Genomic DNA, 24,675 nt, shown 5'->3' on the forward strand with positions numbered 1-24,675 from the left:
AAAGACAAATATTTTATGCAATGAATTTAATCATGGTGTAAAATTAATGACTTTTCCAGCCCGAAGACAATCATGAAAGAACCAATAGAAACAACCACCGTTTTTACAAGTCAGCCCCCAGATCTTCCCGAATTACCGGATGAAGTTTGGCTCCATATTTTGTCATTTCTCGACCCTGAATCACTCATTAAAAGCGTGGAACTAGTAAACCTTCAGTTTAGCAATTTTGCTAATGACGCTTGGATTTGGAAACAATTATTTCACTCCTATTTCTCCCAAGAGATTCCCTCACCCCTACCTAAAGATTTTAATTGGAAAAAAGAATTTATTACTCTATACACCGAACAATATGGGTTTCTAAAAGCTGAAACTCGAAAGCTCATCGCTTTAATTGTGGTAGGGAATATTGACACCATTAGGACGCTGAATATCAGTATTAAGGACCTAAAAGCAGATAGTCAGGTCTTGATTAAAACCGCAACACGATTGAATCAACAAGCCATTTTGGAGCATTTTTATTCCATTAGTGAACAAAAATTCCAAACAAAGACGGAAGGAAAAAACAAGCTAGAGCTACTTCGTTGGGCCGTTTTACGGAATAGAGGACAAGGAGATGAGAATATACTAAGGGCTAATAGACTAGCGGCTGAAGCTGGTCTTTGGGATTTAGTTTTAGAGCTTCTAAATTCTCCAGAAAATCCAATTCTCCTGAACGATTCTAACCTGCGCAAGCTACGTTCTGCTATCATTTGCAGTGAGCAAATGTATATGTTAAGAGCTTTTGATGAATTTATAGCTAACTATAATAGCAGCAACCCAATGGAAAAACCTTTGCTTCCAATAAACAGTAATTTACATGAAGCCATTGAAATTGCTGCCTCGGAAGGTAGTATGTCAATGTTCAGCCGATTTAATAATCAATTACATCAAGAATTAGACCGAATAGAACAAAATTTGAATGAAGCAATCACCTCTTCTTCCTCAAGCGACACAATTGAAGCCCACAAAAAAAAATTAGAAGAAGCAAAAGCCCTTTTGAGATCTGCAATGGCCTCAGCTATGGGATTAGCTGTCAAGCATGGCCATACTGCTCTTGTAAAATATGCTTTAGAAAACAAATTGATCGGCATTAACGAAACCTTAAATCATGATAATACTCTGTTATCTTGCGCGATTTCATCTGAGCAATTTAATATGCTGTCCCTTTTGTTGGATAACCAAGCTGATCCTGAGCCAGCACTTTCAGTAGGAATAAGTAATCTAATCTATTCGAGCTCTAGCCAGCGCGCAGCACTCGAGAAAATGGTCTTTGCCCTTTTGGATGCCTTTGAAAAAGGAGGAAAAATAACTAATATCAAAGCTCTAGAAGCGGCGACCGGAGGCAGGCTAGATATACTCAAACGGTTGTTTGATTTAGATCAAGGAAGGTTTATTAAAACAAATACGATACAAACACTACTTAAAAAATATTGCATTAAAAATTGTAGAGCGTTTTTGGAAGAACAATTAGAAGCAAAGACCAAAGAAACAGCAACACCACTCGCTCCTAGCGTAGCTACTGAGAATCTATATCGTTTTCATCAGTCGCCTACCCCTACCAATTCTCAATCCACTTCTGTGGATCAACAGGAGAAGAAGACCAAAAGTTTGTAAGGTTGCGAATCTTATAGATTTGATTGCTGATCGTTTTGGGCCTCCACGAAAGCGGAGGTCCAGGTTTAACCAGTATACGTTGGGACTTGGCCTAAACAAATTCATTGTCACAAGAAATAATTATCCTCTTCCTTCAACTACTTCCATTTCGGAATCCTGCGGACATCAAATATTCTCTGTAATTTATTTACCCTAAATGTCAAATTACCGCCTTTATATGGTACAGTTTTTACGTTTATCCTTTTTTTAAATCCTCTGATGCAGCCTCTCAATCGACTGCAAATTAACAGGAAGAAATGCCGAGAAAAGGATTAAATTAAACTATCGAACCCACATGCCAGATTAAACGATTTTATAACTTGAGATAAGCATGAAAGAACCAAACGAAGTTACTCCCGAATTCTCGGACGAAATTTGGCTCCATATTTTGTCCTTTCTTGACCTTGACTCTCTAATTAAAAGCCTTGGAAACTTGGAGCTAGTAAGTTCTAAGTTTCGTGATTTAATCAATGACAGTTTGTTTTGGAAAGATTTATTTGTTTCCTTTTTCCCTAAAGAAATCCCCCCCTCTTTAGCTGACGATTTTAATTGGAAAAATGCGTTTATTCCTCTCTATATCGAACAATATGGTTATTTGGAACCTGAAACTCAAAAACTCATCTTTTTAATTGCCAAGGGAAATATTGCTGCCCTTCGTAGGTTGAATATCCGTATTGATGATCTAAAGACAGATGGTCTTGTCTTAATTAAAACCGCAATACGATTGAATCGACAAGTCATTTTAGAGTATTTTTATTCTATTAGTCAGCAAGAATTACCAGCACAAACTGAACAAGACAGTCTCGCAAAACCGAAAACAGACAGCGAGCTAGATCTTCTTTATTGGGTAGTATCACCCAGAGAACAAACAGATATTTTTAAAACTAGCCTCCTCGCAGCGGAGGCCGGTCATTTAGATTTATTGCTTAAACTTCTCGACTCTCCAGAAAATCCGGCAACTCAAAATATTACGAAATTCCACCAACTATACTCTAGGGTTATTTGTAGCGGTCAAATGTATATGCTGACCGGGATTGAAGATTTTATCGCTCGTCATAAACGCCAAGCTTCATCAAATCCTCATTCTGCCAAGATTGTTAAGGCATCAGCTCTTCTCCCTAATAGCCGTATTGTTGCAGCCTCATTCGGTATCAATTCCATTTTCATCAGACTCAATAATCAACTGCAGCAAAAATTAATTGAAAATGAACAAGTATTAATTAGCGCTTCTGCCTCAAGCAAAGAAGTTAAACTATTTAAAAGAAAAGTAGTCAAGGAAAAGGCCAGTTTTGCTCAAGCAATGGAAAAAGCCATGCTTTTAGCCGCAGAGAAGGGGCACATTCCACTTATAAAATATGCCTTAAAAAAACAATTTATCTGCATTAACCAGAAATTATGCGGTGATAGTAGCCTTCTAACTAAAGCGGCACTAGCTTATCGCCCTAAGCTGGTACAATTTTTATTAGCGAACCAAGCTGATCCTGAACTAGTACTTCATGAGCTACTCAGACTAAACGCAAGAATTGAGCCTGAAGGCGAGCAAAAAAGGCAAAATGAAGAAATGATACTGGTCCTTTTAGCCGCATTTGAGAGGCAAGAAAAACGATGTGGCATAGAATTGTTAATGGAAGTTATTGTCCATGACAGATTAGATATACTCGAGCGATTGTTTGAGCAAGACAACCTTGTTACAGACACATTAATTCGAACACTTCTTCAGTTATCCTTTGGTAATTGTGCAAAATTTTTGGAAGGAAAATTAGAACAAGCGCAATCGGCAACTCAAGTTTCAAATAATAGCGATTCAGCAGTGGAAGAACAAACAGAACCTAATTCTATTGATGCTGATAATCGCCATCGCTTTTTTGACTCTGCCAGTGACGCTTCCCAACCTAATTCTGTCAATCAACACCTGGCGACGACATTACATGGTTGAATTGCTGGGCTAAGGCTCAGCCCAGGTTGGTTGAACCTCCGCGAACCAAAGCCGTCTCAAGTTTTGGTTTGATAAATTCTTAACCCAATGTTGCTCACCATAACTATATTTATCAAAATACTAATAGAAATTTCATAATAATTAGAAGCTAATGTCGGAAAATAATTGGGCAGATATTCAAGAGCGCTATAAAGGAAATAATATTTAATACCTACGGTGAAAGAAAAGGTAAAATACTTATTAAGAAAATTATTCCCTTTACTCCCGCCATTAGCAAAAAACAACAGAAGTAAACCGATTACACCGAATATAGGCATTTCCCAAATATTTAGATAATCAATTGGCCTCGGTGTTTTCTCAATCATCCCTAAAGTTTGCTGAGTAAACTCGAAATAATCAAAAAGAATGATGAGATAAAAATAGATAAAAAGTTCTATTTGCGAGAGACGCCCGGTTTGGATTTTTTCTTTCCCAGCCTGGGTGCTGAAAAAATTTAATACCTTAGAGTGTGTGCTTAAATTCATTAATATTATCCCTCCATTGTGGCCAATTAAATATAATTTATGCAATTTACTAAAATCTGATTACTTCTCAACTATACCGAATCTAGGAGGTATATAAAATGACCAAAGCTGAGCGTCTTTTTGTCGTGGGACATAGGGGAGCTGGGAAAGCCTGCCAATCCTAGTTTGGAACGCTACATACGACGAAGTATGCATGAGATCCTGGGCTAACAGGGAGAGAGGGAGTCCGGAACTATAACATTTTTACCACAGGCTCCTTCTCCCCAGTAGCTTCTTGCATGGGTTCTCCCACTACATGCTTTACCCCTAGGTCTTTGAAGATCTTATCAAACTCAAAGGGATACAAAGAAAAATTGGGTTCAACTACAAGATTATAATCACGTGTTTCGAATTGACTATTGAAGAAACATACCACACGAGTCTGAAAACCCTTTAATTTCTCAGGGATCATTGCCGCTGGAAATACTTCACCACTCCAAGGATCGCAGATAACAGTATCTTCGGGCCAATCTTTATAGCAGGAACTTTCGGAAGTACAACCTATAACTACAAATACATGACCACTAAAATTGACTAGTTTTACCAACTGAGCTTTCTCTTGATAAACTTTATAAAAAAAATATTTTGCGACTGCACTCATTTCATAGCAATTTCCTACCTCTGTTTCTATGCTTATTTCCGCATCAAGATAGGTGATTAGGTCATAGCCTTCTTTAGTTAATTTTTGCTTTCTGAAACCCGGGGCGGGGTGTTTTGTTTTAGATTTAAATAATTGATTTCTATTAGCTGGGGAAAAGATTGTTTTTGTTGATTCCTTTCGGAGTGCAGTTATCTCCTCTTCGATCCCAGATTCCGTATCGATACTTAATGAGTTGCTATCAGGATGTGATGAAGATTTTTTAACATGATCACGGACATAATTAACCGCCTCAACGCCTAAGTATAAATTAACCGCTAGAGGACTCTGTTCAGGAACTTGATAGACAGCCAATATATCCTCAAAGTAGAGTTTTTCTGACAGCGGTTTAAATCCGGAAGGCAGGGTGAGAGGTAATAATAAAGCATTTACTTTATCTTGCTCCTCAAAACTGAGATCTTTACCTACTAGATCGATTGGTAATTCTTTTTCATCATTTAAGGTCTTAGCCATCACTGCTGCCTTAGCTCTGCCTACTTGATCAATAAATGCTTCCAAAACAGTATCACTACACACTGATTCCATTAAATCATGCAAAGCAGTATTGCCAGGGGTGAATAGCGAATTGTAATCACTGGCTTCTTTAGGCTTTTCTGCTGCGCAAGAAATAGATTTTTTTATTTGAAATAAGTGTAAGTTAGCTGAATAATTCGAAGCGGTCTGTCGTTCTTTAGGAAAAAAAGCACTGCTATCTGCTGCATTAAATAAATCATTCGCAAGCAGATAATTGACTTGTTGTAACGCTTTAAATTGATCGTAATTTGTGAAAAAACTGACTACCTTATCGGGGGCCTGTTTGAGCAACTGACTAGCAGCAAAGGGGCTCAAATTGGCTAAACTCATAAATTCAGAAAACGAAGAATACAAACCCACTAATTGCTGACCTGTACGCCCAATTAATTCGGTAATAGGCGCAATGACCTCTTCGTGCTCTGGCGTGTTTAATCGTCTTATTTTTTTATAAAATCGTTTGAGTTTCTCTTCATAGACTTGGATTAATTGCTCAAAATCCGCACGTGAGCTCATTAATAATCCCAAATCCATTTCAGTTTCTTCTAGCCATTTTAGCGCGATCTGGGGATCTTTTTGATAGAGATCGGTGAATTCGGTTGCAGTGAGTAACATTATATTCCATTAAAATTTGCTCATTGTAGACAAATATTGATCATATGGCAATATCTTGCTTAAATTAGAATAAAGTGATTACAAATTTTAGCAGAGCTAAGGAGCCTTCATGCAAAATCCGTTAGAGACGATGATCGTTCATGCTCAAATACCAGCTATTGCTATAGCAATCACATCTCCTTCTGACGAGACAAGACTAGATGCTGCCGGAGTAACGAACAAAATAGATTCTCAAAAAGTGACAGCCACTACTGTTTTTGAAGCTGCTTCGCTGAGCAAACCCGTGTTTGCTTATCTAATAATAAAATTGGCTGAACGAGGAGAATTTAATTTTGATTTAGATACGCCTTTGCATGAATATGTCCCTGAAACTGGTTTTGGCCCGCCTAATATGAGAGACCATGAAAATTATAAGTTATTAACTGCGCGACTTGTTTTATCCCACCAAGCAGGCTTGCCTAATGAGTTTAAATCACTCGAATCGGAAAAGTATATTGCTGAAGCAGGAAAAAATTTTAATTATTCAGCTGTGGCTTATCGATTTTTAGCTGACGTTGTGGAAAGTCTTACTTCCAAATCACTTGAAACGTTAGCACAGGAAGCATTCGCTGAAATAGGTATGCACAATAGTAGTTTCATGCCACCAACGGGTTGTAGTCTCATTAGGCTCCCCGATGAGGCCCAAATACCAACGGCTGAATCCATTCAACAATTATTAAAAAATACCTTAGATAGGCATGGCCAATTAAGTATTATTTCTCATCAGGATAAAATATTCGTCGCTGAAAGAGCAGTCGATGGCAGTCTAGAAATGGCTGAAAAAGATTTAAGCCAGATTGATGAAACTAGTCTTCGAGAAATGAAAGCACGCTTTGCAGAAATAACTCCCTTTTTTTGGTCGCAACCCATGTCTGTTGAAGCACGAGAATTGCCCCTTGTTAATACTATTGTGGGGCATCTACCAGAACATGCCTCGACAATAGCAATTGGTCATCATCAGGATGGTTCAATCAATCTTTCGCAGCGATTTTATAAGATTCAACCAGCGGGCTCCTTATACACTACGGCTGCAGATTATGGAGAGTTTTTAAAGCAATGTATGACCGACGAATTTGTGAAAAAGGAAATGTTTGGGCTGAAGTTAAACGACGAAGGAGAGGCGGTATTTACCCCTATTGTTCCCAGTTTAGCTGTTAAAGAAGATAAGAAAGCCATTAAAAAAGGAGTTTCTCTAGAGATCTTAGAGAATTTGGCCTGGGGGCTTGGAATGGGCTTACAACGCAATCCAGATGGCAGTTTCACAGCTTTCCATTGGGGGGATAATGGTGGAACAGGCCGTAATTTCGCAGCCATTAATCTAAGCACCCAACAAGCAGTGGCTTGTTTTACCAATAGTGCCAATGGCCCCTTGGTTTTTCAAAAAATTGCTGAACCAGTGGTTGGCTCACTGACAAGAATCCGTCAATGGCTTTCACAACGTGAAGGACTTAATTTTAATTCCACTACCCTGTATCGAAATGCTATGACGAACACAAGAGACGAGGGGCAGAAAGATGAAGCATCAACTAGCTTCTCTAAATCACAGTTCTAGGCATTAGGAGATACTCCCTCTCCCGCGAAGGAAACCACCCCACTAGTTGAGCTTCTTGCACGCGCAGCATTCATTTCTTTAATAGCTGGTCTGTAACCTATATAATCATCCTCACACCAATTCAATCAATGGTTGGACAAATGCTCAACCGTTGCTAGCTAAAGGATGGCAATGTTTCAATCCGCTTTTATAATTCTACTAATGACTTTTAGCATTAGCGCTCAAGCAATCCTGCCTACTGATCCAATCCAGCATTGTTTAGATATTCGCAGGCTTGCAGACTTTACCACAAGACAGAAAATGGCCGCTAAAGAGCCGGGTGTATTGCGCTTTAAATTCCATAAAATTTCAGCATCTGAACTGCCGCTAGACAACCCTGTTGGTAATATGAATGAAGTTATCCAAGCATTAAATCATCAGATTGAAAATTGCAAGAAAAGCCATGGAGAATTTCAGTCAGTGACGATTGCTGGTCATAAATACAAACGTCAAGAATGGTGCCTTAATACCAACAACAAAATGCTCGCCTTGGCACAAGCAGCCCAAGGCGATTTTCAAAAATATTTAGCAAGTATCAAAACCGAATTTGACTGGTATAAAAGCGAGGGATGGCCTGAAAATCATGCCGGATTTAAAAAGGGTGAGTTTCAATTTACCGCCTATTACGCCCCAGCAGCTGTTGAAGCTCGCAGCCAACGCGACGGGTCATTTTTATACCCAATCTACAGTAATCCAGGTGTTGTAAATGTCGCGGCAGAATGCAGGAAATTGAAGTTAAAAGGTCCTCTTTGTGGTGTTGACCCACTGACAAAAATAGCGCATGGGTTTTGTCTAAAAAATGCCAACGGCAAATACTCTGTAGCACCAGACCGACACGAAATTAATCAAGGCGCTTTAGATCCAAAATATATCATTGGCTTTGTTAAAGATCCTAATGACCCGGCCTTTTTAATGCTTCAAGGCTCTGGTTCATTACTTCTTGATGAGCAATTATTTCATATCAATTACGATAGCGCCAACGGTAGACCGCGCACCATGCTTGGTCGTATAGTCCAATGCGCACAAGACCCAACCTGCGGTGGCAATCTTGATACAATCGAACGTTGTGCTAAAGATCCTAAATGCCATGATGAAGCAAAATTACGCTGTAATGTGTCTAAGGAAATTAAACTTAGTGCTGCATCCGAAAGGTTTATTCGTCAATATCTCGATCATCCTCTTAACCGTGATAAAGCCGCTGACTTGCGAAATCGCGATCAAAGCTATGTATTTTTTGCGAAAGAACAGGGTGGACCCTATGGTTCAGAAAATATTTCTCTCACCCCACATGCTTCATGTGCCACCGATCATAGGGTCATCCCTGTGGGAATGAGTTTTATCTTTAGCTGCAAAAAAACCACTTCATGGTGCATAGCCCAAGACGCAGGCGGTGCTATCATGGGAGCTCATGTTGACGTCTATAAAGGCGAAGGGGACCAAGCGGGTATGGAGGCCAATGCGCTAAATCACCCCGGTTCATTATTTGTAGCACTGCCAAAAACCCAGGTAGTCACCTCTAAATCACGCCCGTGAAGTGCGGGCGGGATAAGTTTGGTTGAAATAGTCGAAGGGGACTAATATAATTGCCGTTCAAAAATTTATCAGAGAGAGAATGACAATGACTAAAGATGAAATTATCTGCCGTATTGTGCTTTATATTACTCAAAATCCAAACCTGAAAAAAACCTGTTGTGGATGATGAAGAGCGATTTAGGTACAGTATTAGACTATAAAAATGAAACTCTAGTTAGTTATTTTTGTCATCACCATCCTGAATTCACAGTACAAGAAGGCCAGACAATATTTAATGATTTGAAAGCCTGGATGTGGCTAAAGGCGCGAAGAGAAACCTATAATAAAAAAACCTATCTCTTCGGCCCTCTCCTAATCCTTGATAAGATGTGGCACGCCTTCATTCTTCATACCAAAGATTATATCGACTTTTCAAACCAATATTTTGGCTCCTACTTCCATCATGAGATTGAACCTATAGGTTTTGAACATATCATGGAGGAAAATGAGTTAAGCGATTTTCTTCATGATTGTTTTGATCACTTTGGTGTCGAATGGATAAACCGTCGTTTTGATCTAGGAGCTTAATCGAAATACGGAGAGGGTCATTGGATACCTACTGTTCTCTTTTTAAATAACTCAAAGAGTACAAAGATTAAGACCTTCATATACATCATTTGAATAAGTTTCTCTTCTTTGTTTTCCTAAAAGTCCATGAGTAAGGAGTAATTCACTTTTTGTATATTGTCCTGAGGAATCGGATACAGGTGCAGATACAGTATATTCATCCTTCGATGTTTCTTCCGGATCAAAAAAACTTTGACCAGTTAGCTGCCTATATAAACTTATGAAGAAATAGCGCAGGCTTTCAAAAACAGTTGATGTAGCCGCCATAAAATTGAGGTGCACTAATTCATGCCAAAAAAGCGTTGAGGTCTTAAGATAGGTTTCGTCATACTCAATGCCACTTTCTTTCAATGCTTCCATGACATTTTTTGTGGGCTGGATCCCCATTTGTTTTACTGCACACAATTTCTTGATGGCAGCCTCTTTCAAGCCCTCCTCTCTCTCTTCATAATGCGAATTATAAAAAATTTCATGCCCTAGCTGAAAAGTTCGATCAAACGGTAGCGCATAATTTGGGGTAGCGCTAAATCCTATAAGCCCTGCTGTCATAGGTAGCAATCCGGAGCGTTTGCATTTAACAGCACAAATAATCTGCTTAGATTCCACTTTCTTCGCAAATGCTTCATACCCACACAGCCCTTGGGTCACAAAAGCTGGGTTTAGTTGAGGATAATTTCTCAGTATCTGCTCGGCTTGTTGAATTTGTAGGCTGTGTAAATCAAACACTTCAATATCAAGATTTTCTTCATTATCAGGCAAAATTGCATCGGGCAAAGCAAGCACATACACATAGATTTCGTCATTGGGAGCGTCTGGGGATTCGCTGGGTAATACTGGAAAAATTGGCGCGGCCTCAAATTCACTAGTCATACAAATTACACTATGAGATTCTGCATCCATTGTTTGTTTAGCAGCAGGGTGAATATCCAACGTGTCTACTGCTATTTTGAAATCTGGAATTATTTGGCGCAGCCCATATATCCACCACTTTTTTTGCTTGGAATAAAATTCAAATAGTCTATTTTTAGGTTGAAAGCCTTCTGCAAAAATAGTTTCTGGTAGTCTTGTGTCCGCTCTATAATATAACTTCATACTATTTCATAATCATTAATTGGAGCGCAATTATATTGACCCTTTCTGATCAATCAAGTTTAAAATAATAAATTAAAAAAGAGCTAAGAAACTTGCTAGATTCATTTGTATTCGGAGGAGACAGTGAGCCAAGACCCTACAGAAGGTAGTAGCCAAACGCTTCTCGTTTAATCTACAGTTTATTTATGTACGATAATCATAAAAAGTATTGAGGTATGTCATGTTTGCAGTTGAAGTGTAATAATTTATACGCGAGCTGTGTTTATCCAAACCAATCGATTTCGAGCTGATTTAGCGCAATATTGTCAATCGATGCCCTTTAAACTGATTCATCCTACCGATGATTTAATGGTCATTACTAAGATTGCAAAACGTTCCTTAAAAAAATTATTCAAAGCGGGCTTTTACTAGGGGGTTCGAAGTCCAGGCGGCCGAAAACGTACGCTAAGCGAAAATTTATTTGATTCATGTTATAATATTGCTCAATTTAATGAAGTTTGTAACTCCAAACCATAATGTATTCAAAAGTAATTGGATTTATCTCACTTACGTAATTGATACATAATATATTTTTTCCTTAGCGTACGTTTTCGGCCGTCTGGACTTCAAAGCCCAAGTACTAGACAAATATTTTTTAAAAAATATTCTAGAATAATGAATAATCCAAACTGGAAGCTATAATTTAATAAATATCCATCATGACTAATTTGAACTCACTATAGATAAGTTATAAAATGCATAGTTTGATCAAAAGTTGTTTATATAATAAAGGATTGTGCAGATTATGCTTGAAAAAACTGAAAATAATTTACCTAAAATTACAATCATTGGCGCAGGAGCAGCTGGCTTTAGCGCAGCATTAACTTTAGCCGAGCGTGGGTATAAAATAGAGCTAATTGATAAAGCAACTCTGAGTTCAGGTGCAAGTGGTAGAAATCCGGGTCGAATGGGTCATGGTTTTCATTACGCGGATATTGAAACTGCAAAGGCGTACCTTAATGCCAGTATTAAAGTTCAAAGAACTTATCCTGATTATCTTCTGGCGAGAGACGAACCTTTCAGCAGCCCTTTACGTCACGGGCGTTATTTTATTACAAAAAACTCAACTGTACCCAAAGAAGAGATTTTAGCTACCTATCATGCGATTAAAGAAGAGTATATACGTTTAGTTAAAAAAGATTCGGCCAACGAGGTTTTTGGTCCCCCTGAAGATTTTTTCCGAATATTAGACCCTACGGAATATAACCAGGCGGTGAATATGAATATTGTTGATATTGGAATTGAAACCGCTGAACACTTATTTGACTGGTCGCGTTTTTCTCAGGATATTAAAGAACGAATAATCCACTGCCCAAATATTACGCTAAAAGAACACACAGAAGTTACTCAGATAAGACGCAATCCGTTGGGTCTAGAGCGGTTTACGCTAGAAACTAAAACCGCTGAAGGTGAAGTTAGTACGAGCACTACTGATTATGTAATTAATTCTACTTGGCAAGAGATCAAGCGGCTTAACGACCAGATAGGATTAACTATGGTTCCAGGAGAAAGAACAAATCGCCTGAAAGCACTTCTTATTTTAGAATTACCTGAAAGCCTAGAAAATACAAATTCCATGTTCTTCTGTATGGGGCAACATTGTATGATTTCTAATATGGGGCAACAAAGAGCAATGGCTACTTATGCGCCTATTACTAATTTAGAAACTTCCACCGATTTAAGTTTAAGTAAAAAAGCCCAACGGTTGCTCGACAATCAAGCCACCCAAGAAGAGAAGCAAGAAATGGGTAAAAAAATGCTTGAAGGTATTAGCCATTACATTCCTGAAATAGCAAAAGCAAAAGTGCTCGATTTAAAATACGGTATTATTCAAACTAAAGGTAGTTTAACTTTAGCTGATTTACAAAACCCAACACACTCTTTTAACAGCCGGGACGATCACTGCGTTAAGGAAGAACAACTTGGATTAATATCTAATCCATGTATGAAATTATTTTATTTTGTGGAAAACGGAGAATTAGTTGCTGACTTAATTGATTCACAAGTGGCCGTGAGTAAAAAAATAAAAGCCTGCTTTAAATTAATTAAAGAGAAAGCCAAGGAACACCATCTATTATTTGATTCCACCATACAAAGTGCCGTTATTCAACATCTTGAACAATTCGAGTTTTCTTCTTTTGATAAAAACAGCATTGAATCTATAGCAGATAGGATCGTCAAAACAATGAGGGATAAATCTAATTTATTTCGATTTTTCCCTCATAATCCTGGCAACATCCCATCTCCTCTCGTCCAGGAAGAGACTAGTAAAAACTACCCTATGTAATATGAGATACACAAAGGAAGTGTAGATGAGCAGAGAAGCCTTGTATTGGAAGAACAAACAATTTACGGATGATTTGTTAAATAGACTTCCGGTCGCAATTTTTTGGAAAAATAAGCAAGGACGCTTCATGGGTTGTAATAAGTTATTTTCTATTTTTGCAAATCTAGGCTCTCCTAAAGAAATTATTGGTAAAACTGATTTTGACCTGCCTTGGGGGATTGAGCAAGCTAATTTCTACAGAAAAGATGACGAAGAAATCATGCGGCTTAGGAAACCTAAATTAGATATTGAAGAAATATTAATCTTAGCCGATGGTACTAAAAAAACACTCTTAACTAATAAAACTCCTTTGTTTGCCCCAAACGGAAAGATAATGGGCGTATTAGGCATATTTTACGATATCACCGAGCGCAAACAGATGGAGTTAGCTTTAGCAGAGGCTAAAGAAAAAGCAGAAGCTGCAAATAATGCTAAAACCGAATTTATTGCTAATATGAGTCACGACATTCGCACTCCCTTAAGTGGCATAATCGGTATGTCAAAGTTTTTAGAGGAAAAAGTGAGCGATCCTGAAGAAAAACAGTACGCGCATTGGGTCAATGAGAGCGGCGAGCAATTGTTAGGTTTGCTAAACGGCGTATTGGATGTTGTCTCTGCAGCCCATCTTTCAGAAAAAGATCTTCATGAAGATGTCTTTGACCTTCGCCAGAGTGTGGAAGATCTTGTTCAACTGGAAAAACCCACTATTCGGCAAAAAAATCTGCAATTTCTTGTAGAAATCGATCCTCAAATTCCCCAATACCTCGCTACCGATCGCATTAAATTAAATCGAATTTTACTCAATTTAGCGGGTAATGCGATTAAGTTCACCAAGAAAGGGTATATTGCGATACACATAAAGCAGCTTGCTCGGGATAAAAAGAAAGTGACGCTCAAATTTTCGGTGACGGATACTGGCTCCGGTATCCCCAAAGCTTTACAATCAAAAATATTTGAGCGTTTTTACCGTTTTTCTCCGTCTTACAAAGGTGATCACCGGGGGCATGGTGTGGGATTACATATTGTAGAAAAATACGTAAGCCTATTAGGTGGTGAAATACAAGTAGAGAGTAAAAAAAATATAGGAACAACCTTTTATTTTACTATTTCATTGGCTATTGGTAATCCAGAAAATGCAGCAACTCAACCTAAATCCTTAAACTCTGAAACTTTAGTTGATACTTCTCCATTAATCTCAGAAAAAATTCCCCTAAATTCAGAGTCAGTGACTAAAAATAAAAATTTGCCCACGCTTTTACTGGTAGAAGATAATCATATTGCACTGCGCATGGTAGAAAGAATGGCAGAGCTTGCTGGCTGTCATTATATTTCTGCCACCAGCGGGGAAGAGGCTTTTGAATTAGTTCAATCTACGAATATTGATTTGATTATTACCGATATTGGTTTACCAGGAATCTCAGGCAACCAATTAACTCGCCAAATTCGAGATTGGGAAAAAAATTCTAAAAAAAGACCTATGCCCATTGTTGGTTTAACTGCACACAGTCTCGTCGAAGCTATGAATCAATCACTTGAAGCAGGCATGAACCAATTACTTTCAAAACCGATAAAATTATCAGTACTTCAATCAATACTTTCAGACTACTTAAAAAAATGGATCGGCCCCAATGCCGACTAAAGCTTTAGGGACTAATTTACCCGATAGTGAGGATAAATTATTTTTATTGGAGGGGGTTTCGGCCAACAAATTACCATTTTAGCAGAGAGTTTAAAATGTGTAGTTATCTGTCAAAGGAGGGCTCCAAATTTATAAAAGGGTGCCTATATAGTGCCTTTTTCATATTTAAGCAGCTTCTAATTCAATATGAACACGTTGCCCAATAGCCGCTGCAATATTTACTAGTGCATCTAAAGAAAATCGAGAGATCCGTCCACGTAACATATCGTTCAAACGAGGCTGTGTAATTCCACAGTGGTGAGCTGCCTCTCGCAAACGAGTTAACGAATCACCTAAAAATCGTATCAGTTTCATTTATTATTTTTTTATATCCGTTTTGATATATCTTTCAAGCTTTCAGCTAATAATATGCAAAAACCTGCTCCTTCTTTGTGATGCGCAAAAGTACCGATGCAATTAACTCATGAACTATTTCGTCCTAAAATATGCCTTTTTGATCAATTCTTCAAAACTAGACCTCGCTATTGCTCTTTAAAAAATCTTTTAGGAAGTTGAATTATAGAGGATTTTTTCTCACGATGACTTAATATATAGTAAGGTAGGCGTCCTCTAAACATACCATACGTACGTGATTCGTTTTTCCACCTAGAGAACAAGGAGATTCACGATCTTCTTCAGTAATACCTCTAAACTCTTCCTCCTGTAGTTCGATATCCGCCTCTCTTAAATATCTCTTATCTTGACATCCTCTAAAGTTCCAAGCCGAAAAAGCAGTTCTTCAAAAAACTCTTTACTAATTAAATTTTGTTTCTTGAGACTTTCAATTCCTTTTCTTATTTTAATGAAATTTTCCTGATCAAAATTAACTCGCTCGTTAAGAACAGCCACCTTAAACCTATCCCTCCATTTCGTTTGCTCAGAATTCTTTTTTTGATAAGAAAGACTAAAAGCAGGACTGTCGTTGTGATAATAAAAAGTAAGCCTACTCTTAGTTTCATTCAAATAATAAATAAGAGAACTCAAGAGAAAAATAGAGATGAACATTAAAGTCAATGGTATATTTATAATGGTTAAATAATCTGGGTATTTAAACAAGGTTATAAAAAACCCGCCAATAACAAGTACCTCTAAAGTCAAAAAAAATTGAGCTATTATTGATAAGCTTTTTCGGCTAACTTGAGACTCTGGAGAAAAGGACACCAGTGGTATAGTTTCTTTAACCAGGCTTAACAGCGTTTTTCTTTCTAATAAAAGCCTACCATTTTCTTCAAATGATACTTTCGTGTGGTAAAAGTAATATTTTCTTTCAGAGTAAGTCTTCATAAATTAACTCGCAAAAGGGATCACGTTTGATTTCATTCTTGATTGATCTTGTTGGATATAAGCCTCTAATTGAGTCGATTCCGTAGGTGTTAACAAACCATACTTACAAAGCAAAAATAAAACCTGCTCGTTTGCCGGAGTGACTTGATGAATTCTACTCACGATTGCACGCAAAAATACTTCTGTTTTTTCTTTATCTTTTTTATCGATTGGAAGTGTAAAAGCCACTGTATTATCACGAAGAGAATAAAATCGATAAGCACATTTTTCTTGGTTATGACGATATAATCGATAGCTAGCTAACAGCAAAATAAAAGGAAAGAAAATAAACTGGATATGACCTGTAAAGTTAAATTGTGGGCTACCATAAAACCATTGTGCACTACGGACTGTTAAACCAAACGCAATATATGCGAGGAATAAAAGAAAAATTGGGCTGTAAAAACCACCGTAACTGTATGATGGATCAACCTCGTTAAGAGCGATGGAAAAATTATTTTTCCCCGCTTGGTCAATGCAACACAGTTCGGTTTTATTAAGAATATAAATTTTGGAACCGACTCTATATTCTAAATGAAAGATTTCTGTAACACTCATAAAGCATAAATATATAAAAATTTACCAAAAATTATACATGATTTGTAGAATTATGAAACAATGAATTAATAGCCAGCCAACATGGATTAACTTTGAACAACAATAATTAACCAATCTTCTTCCTCTAAAAATGAATTTTTACTTAATTTCTGAATTAAAACGTGGTGACCTCATTCTAATTAGGCATAACGGAAAACCTTATCATGTAGCCATCTATGCACCTAATCCTGAATATATTGGCGATGTAATCCATATTAGGTGGCCTGGCCCTACTCCATCCCCATAGACCACATCTTAATATGTTTACAGAACAAGTTCTGCAAAATAAGGAATAATGAAGAGCTTAACGTAAAGGTAAGCCCATTTTTCTAGGAATCTAAAACGAAGCGTGTGTCTGTGAAATACAGGCTCCATTAGCTAATGGTTTATCGCTATTTGATTCTTTAGACGTAGCGAAAAAGTTTGGACAATAACTATTTGTTACTATTAAAGAATTATCAGTGGGGGGCGCATTTTCTTTCTCAGTCGAATCAACCGTTTCACCCGAGCGCTTTTCAATAGCCCTCGTCTCTTTTTGAGCAAGCTTCTGTAACTCCTCGACCACATGGACATGTCCCATTATTTCAGCAATATCAAGGGGGAATATCTTGGTTTTCGAGTCAGGGTCTCCTGCCAGCTTCCGTTCCTTAAGTTTCTGAGTCAACCTTGACTCTATTTCTTTATCCTCATGAAGCTCTGTCATCAATGAATAAAACAGAGAGGCATTAAATATTGCAGGAATTTTAGCCTGATTGGGTCTTTTATCAATTAAGAATTTTATAATATCTAAAAATCCCTTGCTGGCAGCTAGGTACATTATTGTTGCACCAGTACTCATTGATGTATCAAGATCCACCTCCCAACGTTGAAACGCCACCAAGACTTCTAGTTGATCTTTTATGGTGGCATAATGAGCTGGGGTGTTGTTATTATGGTCTGGAGCATCCAGCTTCTCTTTCCGGTCGTGAAGCAATTGCAAAACTGCCATGTTTCCGTCTCTAGCAGCTAGATGCGCTATTGTTGTTCCATCTTTAGCCTGTGTATCCAATTTTAGACCCAAGCTGTAAAATAACTCTAAAACCTCAGTTTTACTATTCAGAGCAGCTTGATGAATTGGTGGATGTCCGTCTTTATTAAGTATATCCATATTCAAACCCCATCCGTGGAATAACTTTAAGAGGGTTGTGTTTCCGTAGAAAGCGGCAGTGTGGATTGGGGTTGAGCCATTTTGATTAGGTTTATCAAATTGAACTCCCCAATTCTTTAATAATCGAATGACCACCTCCTGTCCTTGGATAACAGCAATATTTGCAGGAATGGCTCCATTGACTCCTTTTTCAAAATCGACTCCCAAATCTTTAAGAATCATAAGGTCTTCGATTATTCCAGATCTTGCGACCATATACGCTACCGTATGCCCTTTATCATTGGTTTTATTTAAGTCACATCCTATTTTTTGAAGTTTACTTAGATTCCTACAAGAGCCCCAAAGTGCTTCAAGATGTGCAGCCGTGCAACCTTCACCCACCGGCCCCGTTGAATTCCTATCAATTATTCTCATGATTTTCTCTATGCCTTGTTTGACAGAAGACATTGTTGAAAGTGAATCGTAGGCCTTTTGATGAGCGTCACTCTTATCTATATTTTGCTTTATACAGTTTAATAGTTTATCAAAGGGTATATTTAATAAGGTGTTGACATTATTTACAGCGAGGCTAACAAGGATCTTGATTTTATCCTCTTCAATCAGCTTCTCAAGGAGAACAAAAGAATCTGTTGATGTTTGATATTTTGTTAATAGTAGAGAAACAACGTTGAGATTACGCAAGGAGACGGCAAACCGTTTCTCATTAAACTCATAATACAATTGAATGGCATTAGTTTCTTCTAAGGAGAGGGGAGCTGGTTTAGTAGTAACCGCTTGCACAGATCGCGGGCGAGGTTGCTGCTCTTTTTTTGTTGGTGTTGCAGCGGCCTTCTTGCCTGGTCCTTTCTTTCCTGTTGTTGGGGTTGCAACGTTCTTGTTACCTCCTTTTTTACCCGCACTTTTTGTCTCATCTGTAGGATTAGAGTTAGTTTGATGCTGCGGCTGTATAGCCTGTTCAATTGCTGCGGCGACGGCTAGATTACCTGCTGCTTTTTGTTTTGCCGCTTCCTGTTGCCAATCCTCTTGATTGGCGAGTTTTAATCCTTCCTTTGAAGGGAGGCCCTTATCGGCAATGGGGCGTAAGTGTTTGAGTAGTATTTCGTTTTCTGGCGTGAATTTTTCAACGATGACTAAAGCATGCTTGGCACGGGTAAAAGCGGTGTAGATGCGATTTAATTCGCGAATATAATGGTCATCACGATGTGCTGATTTTGCTTGATGGATAGGCTGCTTGGTCTCGCCTCGCTCATGGAGCCGTTGTTGCGCTTCTTTAAAGAGGGTTGGAGGGAATAGCCGATAAGCGACTACAAACTCTTTCTCTTGGCCTTTAATCTGCTCGGGGGTTAAAATAAGCTGAGTATTAAAATGTTTTTTTGCCTCTTCTTGTTGGCCTTCTAAAGTAACCACAACAAAATCAGACCCTAAGGGCTGTTCACGCATCCAAGTGCAAGCATCCAGCATGTTCATATCCAACAGATAAACATGTCCCTGAGAATTTTCTGCATACAACGTTTTTTCTATCTTAGTTGGCTCATCGGGATCGGCAATACCTCCCACTAAGCGGTGTTTAAACGCAATGACTTCATTGGCGGACGCTTGTACCTTGGGTGGGCAGCGATGCATCACCGTCAGCTCAATATGATTTTCCTGGGCTATATGGAGTTTCTTCAATATAAAAGAGCGAATCGAGCGTTCATCGAATAACTGTTGGTGGCTATCCGTAAAATAAACAACGGCTCCTTTTTTGGCCGCGAGGCTCAAAGAGATGAGTTGTCCAGGCGAAAAATCTTGCGCCTCATCCACGGTGATTAAATCATAGTAATCTTTCAGCGCTAAGGGGCTAAATTCGGGGGCAAACTGATTTTCCTTCGCTAAATTTTTGAGATAGTCGCTATAGACCTTATCAAGCCAGGAGCGCTCCTGTCGTTGTAGTTGTGATTGTTTCTTTCCTAAATCTAAATAGTCTTCCGGGGAATACCCTGAGCGAATACGGCATTCTTGATAAGCAGTTTTGCTATCGAGTTCGGGAGGAGGGGCTTCTCCTCGAGTGTGTGCCGCTTTTCTAGCTTTCTTGACATATTGTTTATACCAGCCAGTAAAGGTCTCGACACCAGCGGGCTCTAGGCCTCCTTGTTCAAGATGCTCTAATAACTGCTGATAAGTTTTAAACTCAAGCTGAACATCTTCTTTTTCCCTCGCTAGAGGTAAATTATCCCATGCTTCCTCCATCGATTTGACTAAAAATTCTGACTGAGTCACGTATAGAATTTTGATGGTTTTTTTCTTTTTGTTGTCAGCCTGGTCCAATTTTTCCGGGTTATTATCCTGTTGTGCTCGCTGCTGCATAGCGGTGATATAGGCGATTAATAGCGTGAAGGCACCACAGCTTTTACCTGAACCCGCAACCCCACCAACGAGAGCAGGACCCGGCAATTTAATCTTCAAGATTTGCTGTTGAGTGGGGCTTAGTTCAATGAGATTCTCTTCGTAATACTCTAATACGCCCAACTCGCATTCATTATCATCCTCGAGAGTTAGACTGGCTAATCTTGCGCTTAGTTCAGCTGCTGAGCAAGGTTCGAACGATGGCTCTTCGTCGAGACCATCAGGCGCTTCACTCTCTTTTTCTATCAACTCCTTAAAAACTTCTTTTTGGTTCTCTAGATAACGTTTTAGAAATCCTGGGCGCAGAAAGGGAGAGTTGTGATAATTGTGAGTGGGCAAATAATCCAGAATGACTGGATACTCTTCGCCATTAATTGTGATAAATGTAAACAGTAATCGTTTTTTCTTATTGATACGATAACTATAAATAGCTTCCACACCTTTTAACTTTTCTAAATCTGCCTCTGAAAAATCACCTTTTCTCAGGCGTTTTATCGTTTCAATGTGTTCTTTGATTAGCCGAGGATCACCTAAAACACCGCGGACATAATAAAATTTGGATTGGCTTCTGACAGGTAACTGGTTTGTTGGTTGTTTATCTAACGGTTCTTTCTCTCTCACAACAGTGTGCCTCTATAACAAGCTAAATGGCTGCAATTTGGCCACAAAACAAGGTCGTATCAAAACGAATTATTTTCCGAGCCACATTCCATTTTGGAATTGATAATTGCAGCGTGTGGGTTAGGATTCGCCAAGCATTGGTACATTCAATCTCAAAACCATCAAGCCTCGTTATCTTGCTCTTGTAATATTAAAGCTTTCCTATAATATATGCGCTTTATTTTGAGTGTTAGACTCCAATTAATACAGATTGTTTTTTATGCGAAAAAAGAATGAACAAAATCATGCTCTTGCTCGTGCGGGCTTTGTAGGGACCCTTACAGGAGGATTCATAGGTACAAACGTTGGACTCCTTTTTACCGCTTTTTTGATTCGTAACATGGAACAGTTTGATTCTAAGAAATTGCCCTCATTCCTATTACTTTGCTTATTATCAACTCCTACCTGTGGAATAGCGGGTGCAGCAGCAGGAGGAACACTCAGTGTTGCTGCTACTGAAATGGGGAGAAGAACCCTCTCGTTTTTTCAAGAGCTGTTTAGCGATCAAGATCCAGAAGCTGCTGAGGTTACTAGCGATCACAACCTTAGCTACCAATGATGACAAATTACCTACAAAAGATCTCTCGGGGGTCTTAGTTGTTCAAGAAGAAATAGAAAAAGCAAGGACAGGTGGTGGTTGGCTCAAAGGAAGGTATAGGAAAAATCATAAAACAGGCCAATACCAATGCAGGAAACTTTATATTCTTCCAATAAATAATGAGTATTTGATAGGTTCCTGGTATTACTATAGGCCAGCTACTAAAAATTGTCCGGTGTAAATTCATCATAAAGTACCTGTTAATAAATTCTTAATATAAAAAATATATACTTTGTGTCATTATTTGTCACGAATGGATCCCAGATGTTTTTCTTAGATCAATTTTTTGGTCATACTAAAAAAAACAAATATAAACCAATAAAACCCCAAATTATTCGCAAGGTTCCCGATCTCTTTGAAGTAGTGAATGATTTTGAAGATATTGGATTCGCTGATGAGGAACACCGGAACGTTAGAAAATTTAAGCGAAATTCTGATGATTCTTCTCAGCCAGAACTATTTTATTTTAAGCGTGCTGATGAAAAAGAAGTGGTTCTCGCAAACTACTATCGTTTGCTTTTAGGACCGGATCGAGCTCCTAAAACTACCCCAGTATATAAAATTGTAGAAGGTCAATACCAGTATGTTGGGTTGCTATCCAAAGAAATTGACGGCTTTAGGTCCACCTCTTCATTTTATAAGGAAAACAAGAAACGCTACGAAGAAGAGAAAGGGATTCAGTATCAAGAATGGGCTGAGATGGATTGTGCCGGTGTACTAGCTATTTCTATGGTGCTCGGTGAAAGCGATTTGAATGGGATCAATTGGGGAAAAAACTGCAACAACCAATTTGTCAGGATCGATTTTGGTCATTCAGGTAATTATGTTTTTCACAATATTACCTCAAATGATTTATTAAACTTACCGATTGTTAGAGATTATCACCCCAGTCAGTGGCCCTATAAATGTTATCATCAATCAGATACAACATGGGATCCATACGAACTCGCAGGAATCAATGAATTAGAACATTTCCGTAATCAAGAATGGAAATATTTATTGAAATCAATTTTGAACCAACAATTATTAAAAAATATCAATCAAGCCTATGCCATTAGTGAGGATTGTTCTAAGCCCCTAGTTAAAAGACTTGTTGAGTTGAAAAAAACGCTTTTTAAAATTCCTGAATTTAAGGAATTTATAAAAGAAAATTCTCAGGTAATTGATGAAATAGCAGCTGAGTTCGAAGCCTATAATGACAGCGTAGATGCTGATAATGGACCGCAAAATACCAAGGTCGACATTGCTGCAATCAGAGAAAGACATGAGACAATTTTTAACGCTTGTCGTGATAATCAGACACTTGAAGAGGAAAAAGATCCTTTAACATCAAAAAAAGAATTTAAACTGTTTAAAAAAGCTTATTTCAAACAATACAATAGTGAATTTTTTAAAAACCCATGGAGCACAATGAAATTAGCACTAGAGTCTGGTGAAAAATATACAACCATGGAGCAAGTTAGACAGTATGCACAAGAACATCAATCATCTAGGACTTACAAAGTATTACACTCTTCAATGCAAATATAAGGCTAAATTTAAGTTGTAAGCATGTCTCATCCTCGAAACTGAGTTCTTAATATTTCCTTAATCTAAGTCCATTAGAATCGCTCTCTTTTTAATAATGAGAACCCTATGAGCAAATTAACAAAAAATAATAGAGAAAACTTTATTGCCGCGGGATTGTCCCGTTCTTTAAATGGAAATCAATTAATAACGGCAGAGAAATCTAATTTTACAGCTGACAATGGTTTTACCTCTGAAGCCGCTGCGTTAGCATCCGATTTATCTAGCGCTTGCAATAAGCTAAATGAGCTTAGACGTGGCGGAAAGAAAATGCCCAAAATTATAGGCCTTTTAGAGACTAAAATTAAAGAAGCCTCAGAAAAACTGGAAGCTCTAGGTTATTCTGTAGAGAATATTGGCGAGGGAAGATATTCCATCATCCCACAAGACCAGAATGATAATCAGCTGGTAGTAAGTGGAACTTTTAGACAGTAAAAAGATACATCGGTCTTGCGCTTCTGTCCTTGTGCTGAGGCGCTTGCAAAAAAATTAAAGCGCTTTGTTTTTCCAAAATCGTCAAGCTAAACATCTAAAACCATTCAATCTGTGCAATTATTGACAAATAAGTTGCTTTTTTTTATAATATTTGCCTCTTATTTTCTGAAATTAAGGTTGTATCAGCTTGACTAGACTATTAAATCACTACAACTCCAGACTCAAAATTTCCTCATTTTTCTTATTTTTAATTACGAGTTTTTTTACCTTCATCGTAAAAGCTGAAGCGGATTTACAAGCGAGAGAAACTGCAAAATCACGCTATGCTTCCGGTGTAGAATCCATTTTATCTTCTCATGACTATTTTCAAACAAATCGCAGCCCTCTTTATTGGCGAATTAACCCTTATTATTTACCCCAATTAACGGATAGCTCTTGTTCACTGGCTTCTGTTACCATGATTGTCAATGCAGCCCGTAGTCACCAACATTTGATGACGCATCAATCATTAGCCTCTCAAGATGAATTATTGAATCAGGTCAACGATAAGCAATGGCGCGAAGCGGTTAAACAAGGTGGCGATGGCGTAGCTCTTAATCAATTAAAAATATATCTCGAAAAAGCCTTAACAGTTTATGGCCTAAAAAATTTTAGGGTCACAGTGAAACAAATGAACAATAATGAAAAAGAAAATGAATCCACGCTTCACCAAACATTAATCGAAAGCGAAAACACCGGTAAAACGTTTATCATTGCAAATTTTAATCAAAAATTTTTTACCGATTTCGAAAATGTCGGTCATTTTTCACCCATCGGCGCTTACGACCATTCTACTCGACGAGTGTTAATCATGGACCCCGACCGCAAATTGTATGAGCCTTACTGGGTTCCAGAGAAATTATTATTAAAAAGCATGTCAACTCTCGATATCGACGGAGGGAATTTTCGAGGCTACCTTATCGTCAGCCTACAATGAAACTCTGATCCTATTTAGTTTAGGAGGAGCTAGCTGGCGCCTTGGGACTTGGCCCATAGTCATCAGGTCCAGCCATATTTAGGTAATAATTCAATTTTGTAGACTACAAT

19 protein-coding genes are annotated in these 24,675 nt (G+C 38.2%); 12 read left to right on the forward strand and 7 right to left on the reverse strand.

Features of this window, described 5'->3' with window-relative positions; translation table 11 throughout:
- The first annotated feature begins 72 nt into the window (after positions 1–72).
- The gene (locus Ldro_RS08480; protein WP_058495958.1) at positions 73–1,653 is read left to right on the forward strand and encodes an F-box-like domain-containing protein; all 1,581 of its coding nucleotides are present in this window, start codon (positions 73–75) and stop codon (positions 1,651–1,653) included.
- Between the two features lie 370 nt (positions 1,654–2,023).
- The gene (locus Ldro_RS08485; protein WP_058495959.1) at positions 2,024–3,628 is read left to right on the forward strand and encodes an F-box protein; all 1,605 of its coding nucleotides are present in this window, start codon (positions 2,024–2,026) and stop codon (positions 3,626–3,628) included.
- Positions 3,629–3,684: 56 nt separating this feature from the next.
- Here the strand turns inward: Ldro_RS08485 and Ldro_RS08490 are convergent, their stop codons facing one another.
- Together Ldro_RS08490 and Ldro_RS08495 are read right to left on the reverse strand one after the other, a co-directional pair.
- Positions 3,685–4,197 carry a hypothetical protein gene (locus Ldro_RS08490; RefSeq protein ID WP_131764253.1) on the reverse strand — a complete coding sequence of 171 codons (513 nt, stop codon included), beginning with the start codon at positions 4,195–4,197 and terminating at the stop codon, positions 3,685–3,687.
- Positions 4,198–4,384: 187 nt separating this feature from the next.
- The gene (locus Ldro_RS08495; RefSeq protein ID WP_058495961.1) at positions 4,385–5,974 is read right to left on the reverse strand and encodes a hypothetical protein; all 1,590 of its coding nucleotides are present in this window, start codon (positions 5,972–5,974) and stop codon (positions 4,385–4,387) included.
- 109 nt (positions 5,975–6,083) lie between these two features.
- Here Ldro_RS08495 and Ldro_RS08500 point away from each other — a divergent pair, with 109 nt between their 5' ends.
- The 3 genes from Ldro_RS08500 to Ldro_RS08510 all read left to right on the forward strand — a co-directional run bounded on the left by Ldro_RS08500 (position 6,084) and on the right by Ldro_RS08510 (position 9,704).
- Positions 6,084–7,565, forward strand: a complete 1,482-nt coding sequence (locus tag Ldro_RS08500; RefSeq protein WP_058495962.1) for a serine hydrolase domain-containing protein — start codon at positions 6,084–6,086, stop codon at positions 7,563–7,565.
- A gap of 171 nt (positions 7,566–7,736) precedes the next feature.
- Entirely contained in the window at positions 7,737–9,137 is a 1,401-nt protein-coding gene (locus Ldro_RS08505; protein ID WP_058495963.1) for an MltA domain-containing protein, read from the forward strand.
- Between the two features lie 165 nt (positions 9,138–9,302).
- Positions 9,303–9,704, forward strand: coding sequence for a glycine-rich domain-containing protein (locus tag Ldro_RS08510; protein WP_420795406.1), 402 nt, complete (start codon positions 9,303–9,305; stop codon positions 9,702–9,704).
- Between the two features lie 51 nt (positions 9,705–9,755).
- Here the strand turns inward: Ldro_RS08510 and Ldro_RS08515 are convergent, their stop codons facing one another.
- Positions 9,756–10,835, reverse strand: a complete 1,080-nt coding sequence (locus Ldro_RS08515; protein WP_058495965.1) for a hypothetical protein — start codon at positions 10,833–10,835, stop codon at positions 9,756–9,758.
- Between the two features lie 784 nt (positions 10,836–11,619).
- On the opposite strand from Ldro_RS08515, the gene Ldro_RS08520 reads away from it, so the two are divergent.
- A complete protein-coding gene (locus Ldro_RS08520) occupies positions 11,620–13,161 on the forward strand; it encodes an FAD-dependent oxidoreductase (protein WP_058495966.1) in 1,542 nt (513 codons plus the stop codon).
- Positions 13,162–13,186: 25 nt separating this feature from the next.
- Positions 13,187–14,839, forward strand: coding sequence for an ATP-binding protein (locus Ldro_RS08525; RefSeq protein ID WP_058495967.1), 1,653 nt, complete (start codon positions 13,187–13,189; stop codon positions 14,837–14,839).
- Between the two features lie 165 nt (positions 14,840–15,004).
- On the opposite strand, the gene Ldro_RS08530 is transcribed toward Ldro_RS08525, so the two are convergent.
- From Ldro_RS08530 to Ldro_RS08540, 3 genes are all read right to left on the reverse strand, one after another.
- On the reverse strand, positions 15,005–15,193 hold the full coding sequence (locus Ldro_RS08530) for a helix-turn-helix domain-containing protein (protein ID WP_058495968.1): 189 nt from the start codon (positions 15,191–15,193) through the stop codon (positions 15,005–15,007).
- A gap of 369 nt (positions 15,194–15,562) precedes the next feature.
- The gene (locus Ldro_RS08535) at positions 15,563–16,162 is read right to left on the reverse strand and encodes a hypothetical protein (protein WP_058495969.1); all 600 of its coding nucleotides are present in this window, start codon (positions 16,160–16,162) and stop codon (positions 15,563–15,565) included.
- A gap of 3 nt (positions 16,163–16,165) precedes the next feature.
- Positions 16,166–16,759 (reverse strand): hypothetical protein, encoded by a 594-nt coding sequence (locus tag Ldro_RS08540; protein ID WP_058495970.1) that lies wholly within the window; start codon positions 16,757–16,759, stop codon positions 16,166–16,168.
- 130 nt (positions 16,760–16,889) lie between these two features.
- On the opposite strand from Ldro_RS08540, the gene Ldro_RS17005 reads away from it, so the two are divergent.
- A complete protein-coding gene (locus tag Ldro_RS17005; RefSeq protein WP_083497918.1) occupies positions 16,890–17,045 on the forward strand; it encodes an NlpC/P60 family protein in 156 nt (51 codons plus the stop codon).
- Positions 17,046–17,135: 90 nt separating this feature from the next.
- On the opposite strand, the gene Ldro_RS08545 is transcribed toward Ldro_RS17005, so the two are convergent.
- Positions 17,136–20,951, reverse strand: coding sequence for an ankyrin repeat domain-containing protein (locus Ldro_RS08545; protein ID WP_058495971.1), 3,816 nt, complete (start codon positions 20,949–20,951; stop codon positions 17,136–17,138).
- 259 nt (positions 20,952–21,210) lie between these two features.
- On the opposite strand from Ldro_RS08545, the gene Ldro_RS08550 reads away from it, so the two are divergent.
- From Ldro_RS08550 to Ldro_RS08565, 4 genes are all read left to right on the forward strand, one after another.
- A complete protein-coding gene (locus tag Ldro_RS08550) occupies positions 21,211–21,549 on the forward strand; it encodes a hypothetical protein (RefSeq protein ID WP_058495972.1) in 339 nt (112 codons plus the stop codon).
- A 402-nt stretch (positions 21,550–21,951) separates the two neighbouring features.
- Positions 21,952–23,118 carry a hypothetical protein gene (locus Ldro_RS08555; protein WP_131764451.1) on the forward strand — a complete coding sequence of 389 codons (1,167 nt, stop codon included), beginning with the start codon at positions 21,952–21,954 and terminating at the stop codon, positions 23,116–23,118.
- Between the two features lie 105 nt (positions 23,119–23,223).
- Positions 23,224–23,589 (forward strand): hypothetical protein, encoded by a 366-nt coding sequence (locus Ldro_RS08560; RefSeq protein WP_058495974.1) that lies wholly within the window; start codon positions 23,224–23,226, stop codon positions 23,587–23,589.
- A 187-nt stretch (positions 23,590–23,776) separates the two neighbouring features.
- Positions 23,777–24,565 (forward strand): phytochelatin synthase family protein, encoded by a 789-nt coding sequence (locus tag Ldro_RS08565; RefSeq protein ID WP_058495975.1) that lies wholly within the window; start codon positions 23,777–23,779, stop codon positions 24,563–24,565.
- Positions 24,566–24,675: the final 110 nt, after the last annotated feature.

The organism is Legionella drozanskii LLAP-1 (genome assembly GCF_001467585.1).
Taxonomy (GTDB): domain Bacteria; phylum Pseudomonadota; class Gammaproteobacteria; order Legionellales; family Legionellaceae; genus Tatlockia; species Tatlockia drozanskii.

Excerpts from the sequence above, each read along its gene's own strand:
- Ldro_RS08480 (WP_058495958.1), top strand. The coding sequence starts at position 73 with ATGAAAGAACCAATAGAAACAACCACCGTTTTTACAAGTCAGCCCCCA.
- Ldro_RS08485 (WP_058495959.1), top strand. The coding sequence starts at position 2,024 with ATGAAAGAACCAAACGAAGTTACTCCCGAATTCTCGGACGAAATTTGG.
- Ldro_RS08495 (WP_058495961.1), bottom strand. The coding sequence starts at position 5,974 with ATGTTACTCACTGCAACCGAATTCACCGATCTCTATCAAAAAGATCCC.
- Ldro_RS08500 (WP_058495962.1), top strand. The coding sequence starts at position 6,084 with ATGCAAAATCCGTTAGAGACGATGATCGTTCATGCTCAAATACCAGCT.
- Ldro_RS08505 (WP_058495963.1), top strand. The coding sequence starts at position 7,737 with ATGTTTCAATCCGCTTTTATAATTCTACTAATGACTTTTAGCATTAGC.
- Ldro_RS08510 (WP_420795406.1), top strand. The coding sequence starts at position 9,303 with ATGAAGAGCGATTTAGGTACAGTATTAGACTATAAAAATGAAACTCTA.
- Ldro_RS08515 (WP_058495965.1), bottom strand. The coding sequence starts at position 10,835 with ATGAAGTTATATTATAGAGCGGACACAAGACTACCAGAAACTATTTTT.
- Ldro_RS08520 (WP_058495966.1), top strand. The coding sequence starts at position 11,620 with ATGCTTGAAAAAACTGAAAATAATTTACCTAAAATTACAATCATTGGC.
- Ldro_RS08525 (WP_058495967.1), top strand. The coding sequence starts at position 13,187 with ATGAGCAGAGAAGCCTTGTATTGGAAGAACAAACAATTTACGGATGAT.
- Ldro_RS08530 (WP_058495968.1), bottom strand. The coding sequence starts at position 15,193 with ATGAAACTGATACGATTTTTAGGTGATTCGTTAACTCGTTTGCGAGAG.
- Ldro_RS08535 (WP_058495969.1), bottom strand. The coding sequence starts at position 16,162 with ATGAAGACTTACTCTGAAAGAAAATATTACTTTTACCACACGAAAGTA.
- Ldro_RS08540 (WP_058495970.1), bottom strand. The coding sequence starts at position 16,759 with ATGAGTGTTACAGAAATCTTTCATTTAGAATATAGAGTCGGTTCCAAA.
- Ldro_RS17005 (WP_083497918.1), top strand. The coding sequence starts at position 16,890 with ATGAATTTTTACTTAATTTCTGAATTAAAACGTGGTGACCTCATTCTA.
- Ldro_RS08550 (WP_058495972.1), top strand. The coding sequence starts at position 21,211 with ATGCGAAAAAAGAATGAACAAAATCATGCTCTTGCTCGTGCGGGCTTT.
- Ldro_RS08560 (WP_058495974.1), top strand. The coding sequence starts at position 23,224 with ATGAGCAAATTAACAAAAAATAATAGAGAAAACTTTATTGCCGCGGGA.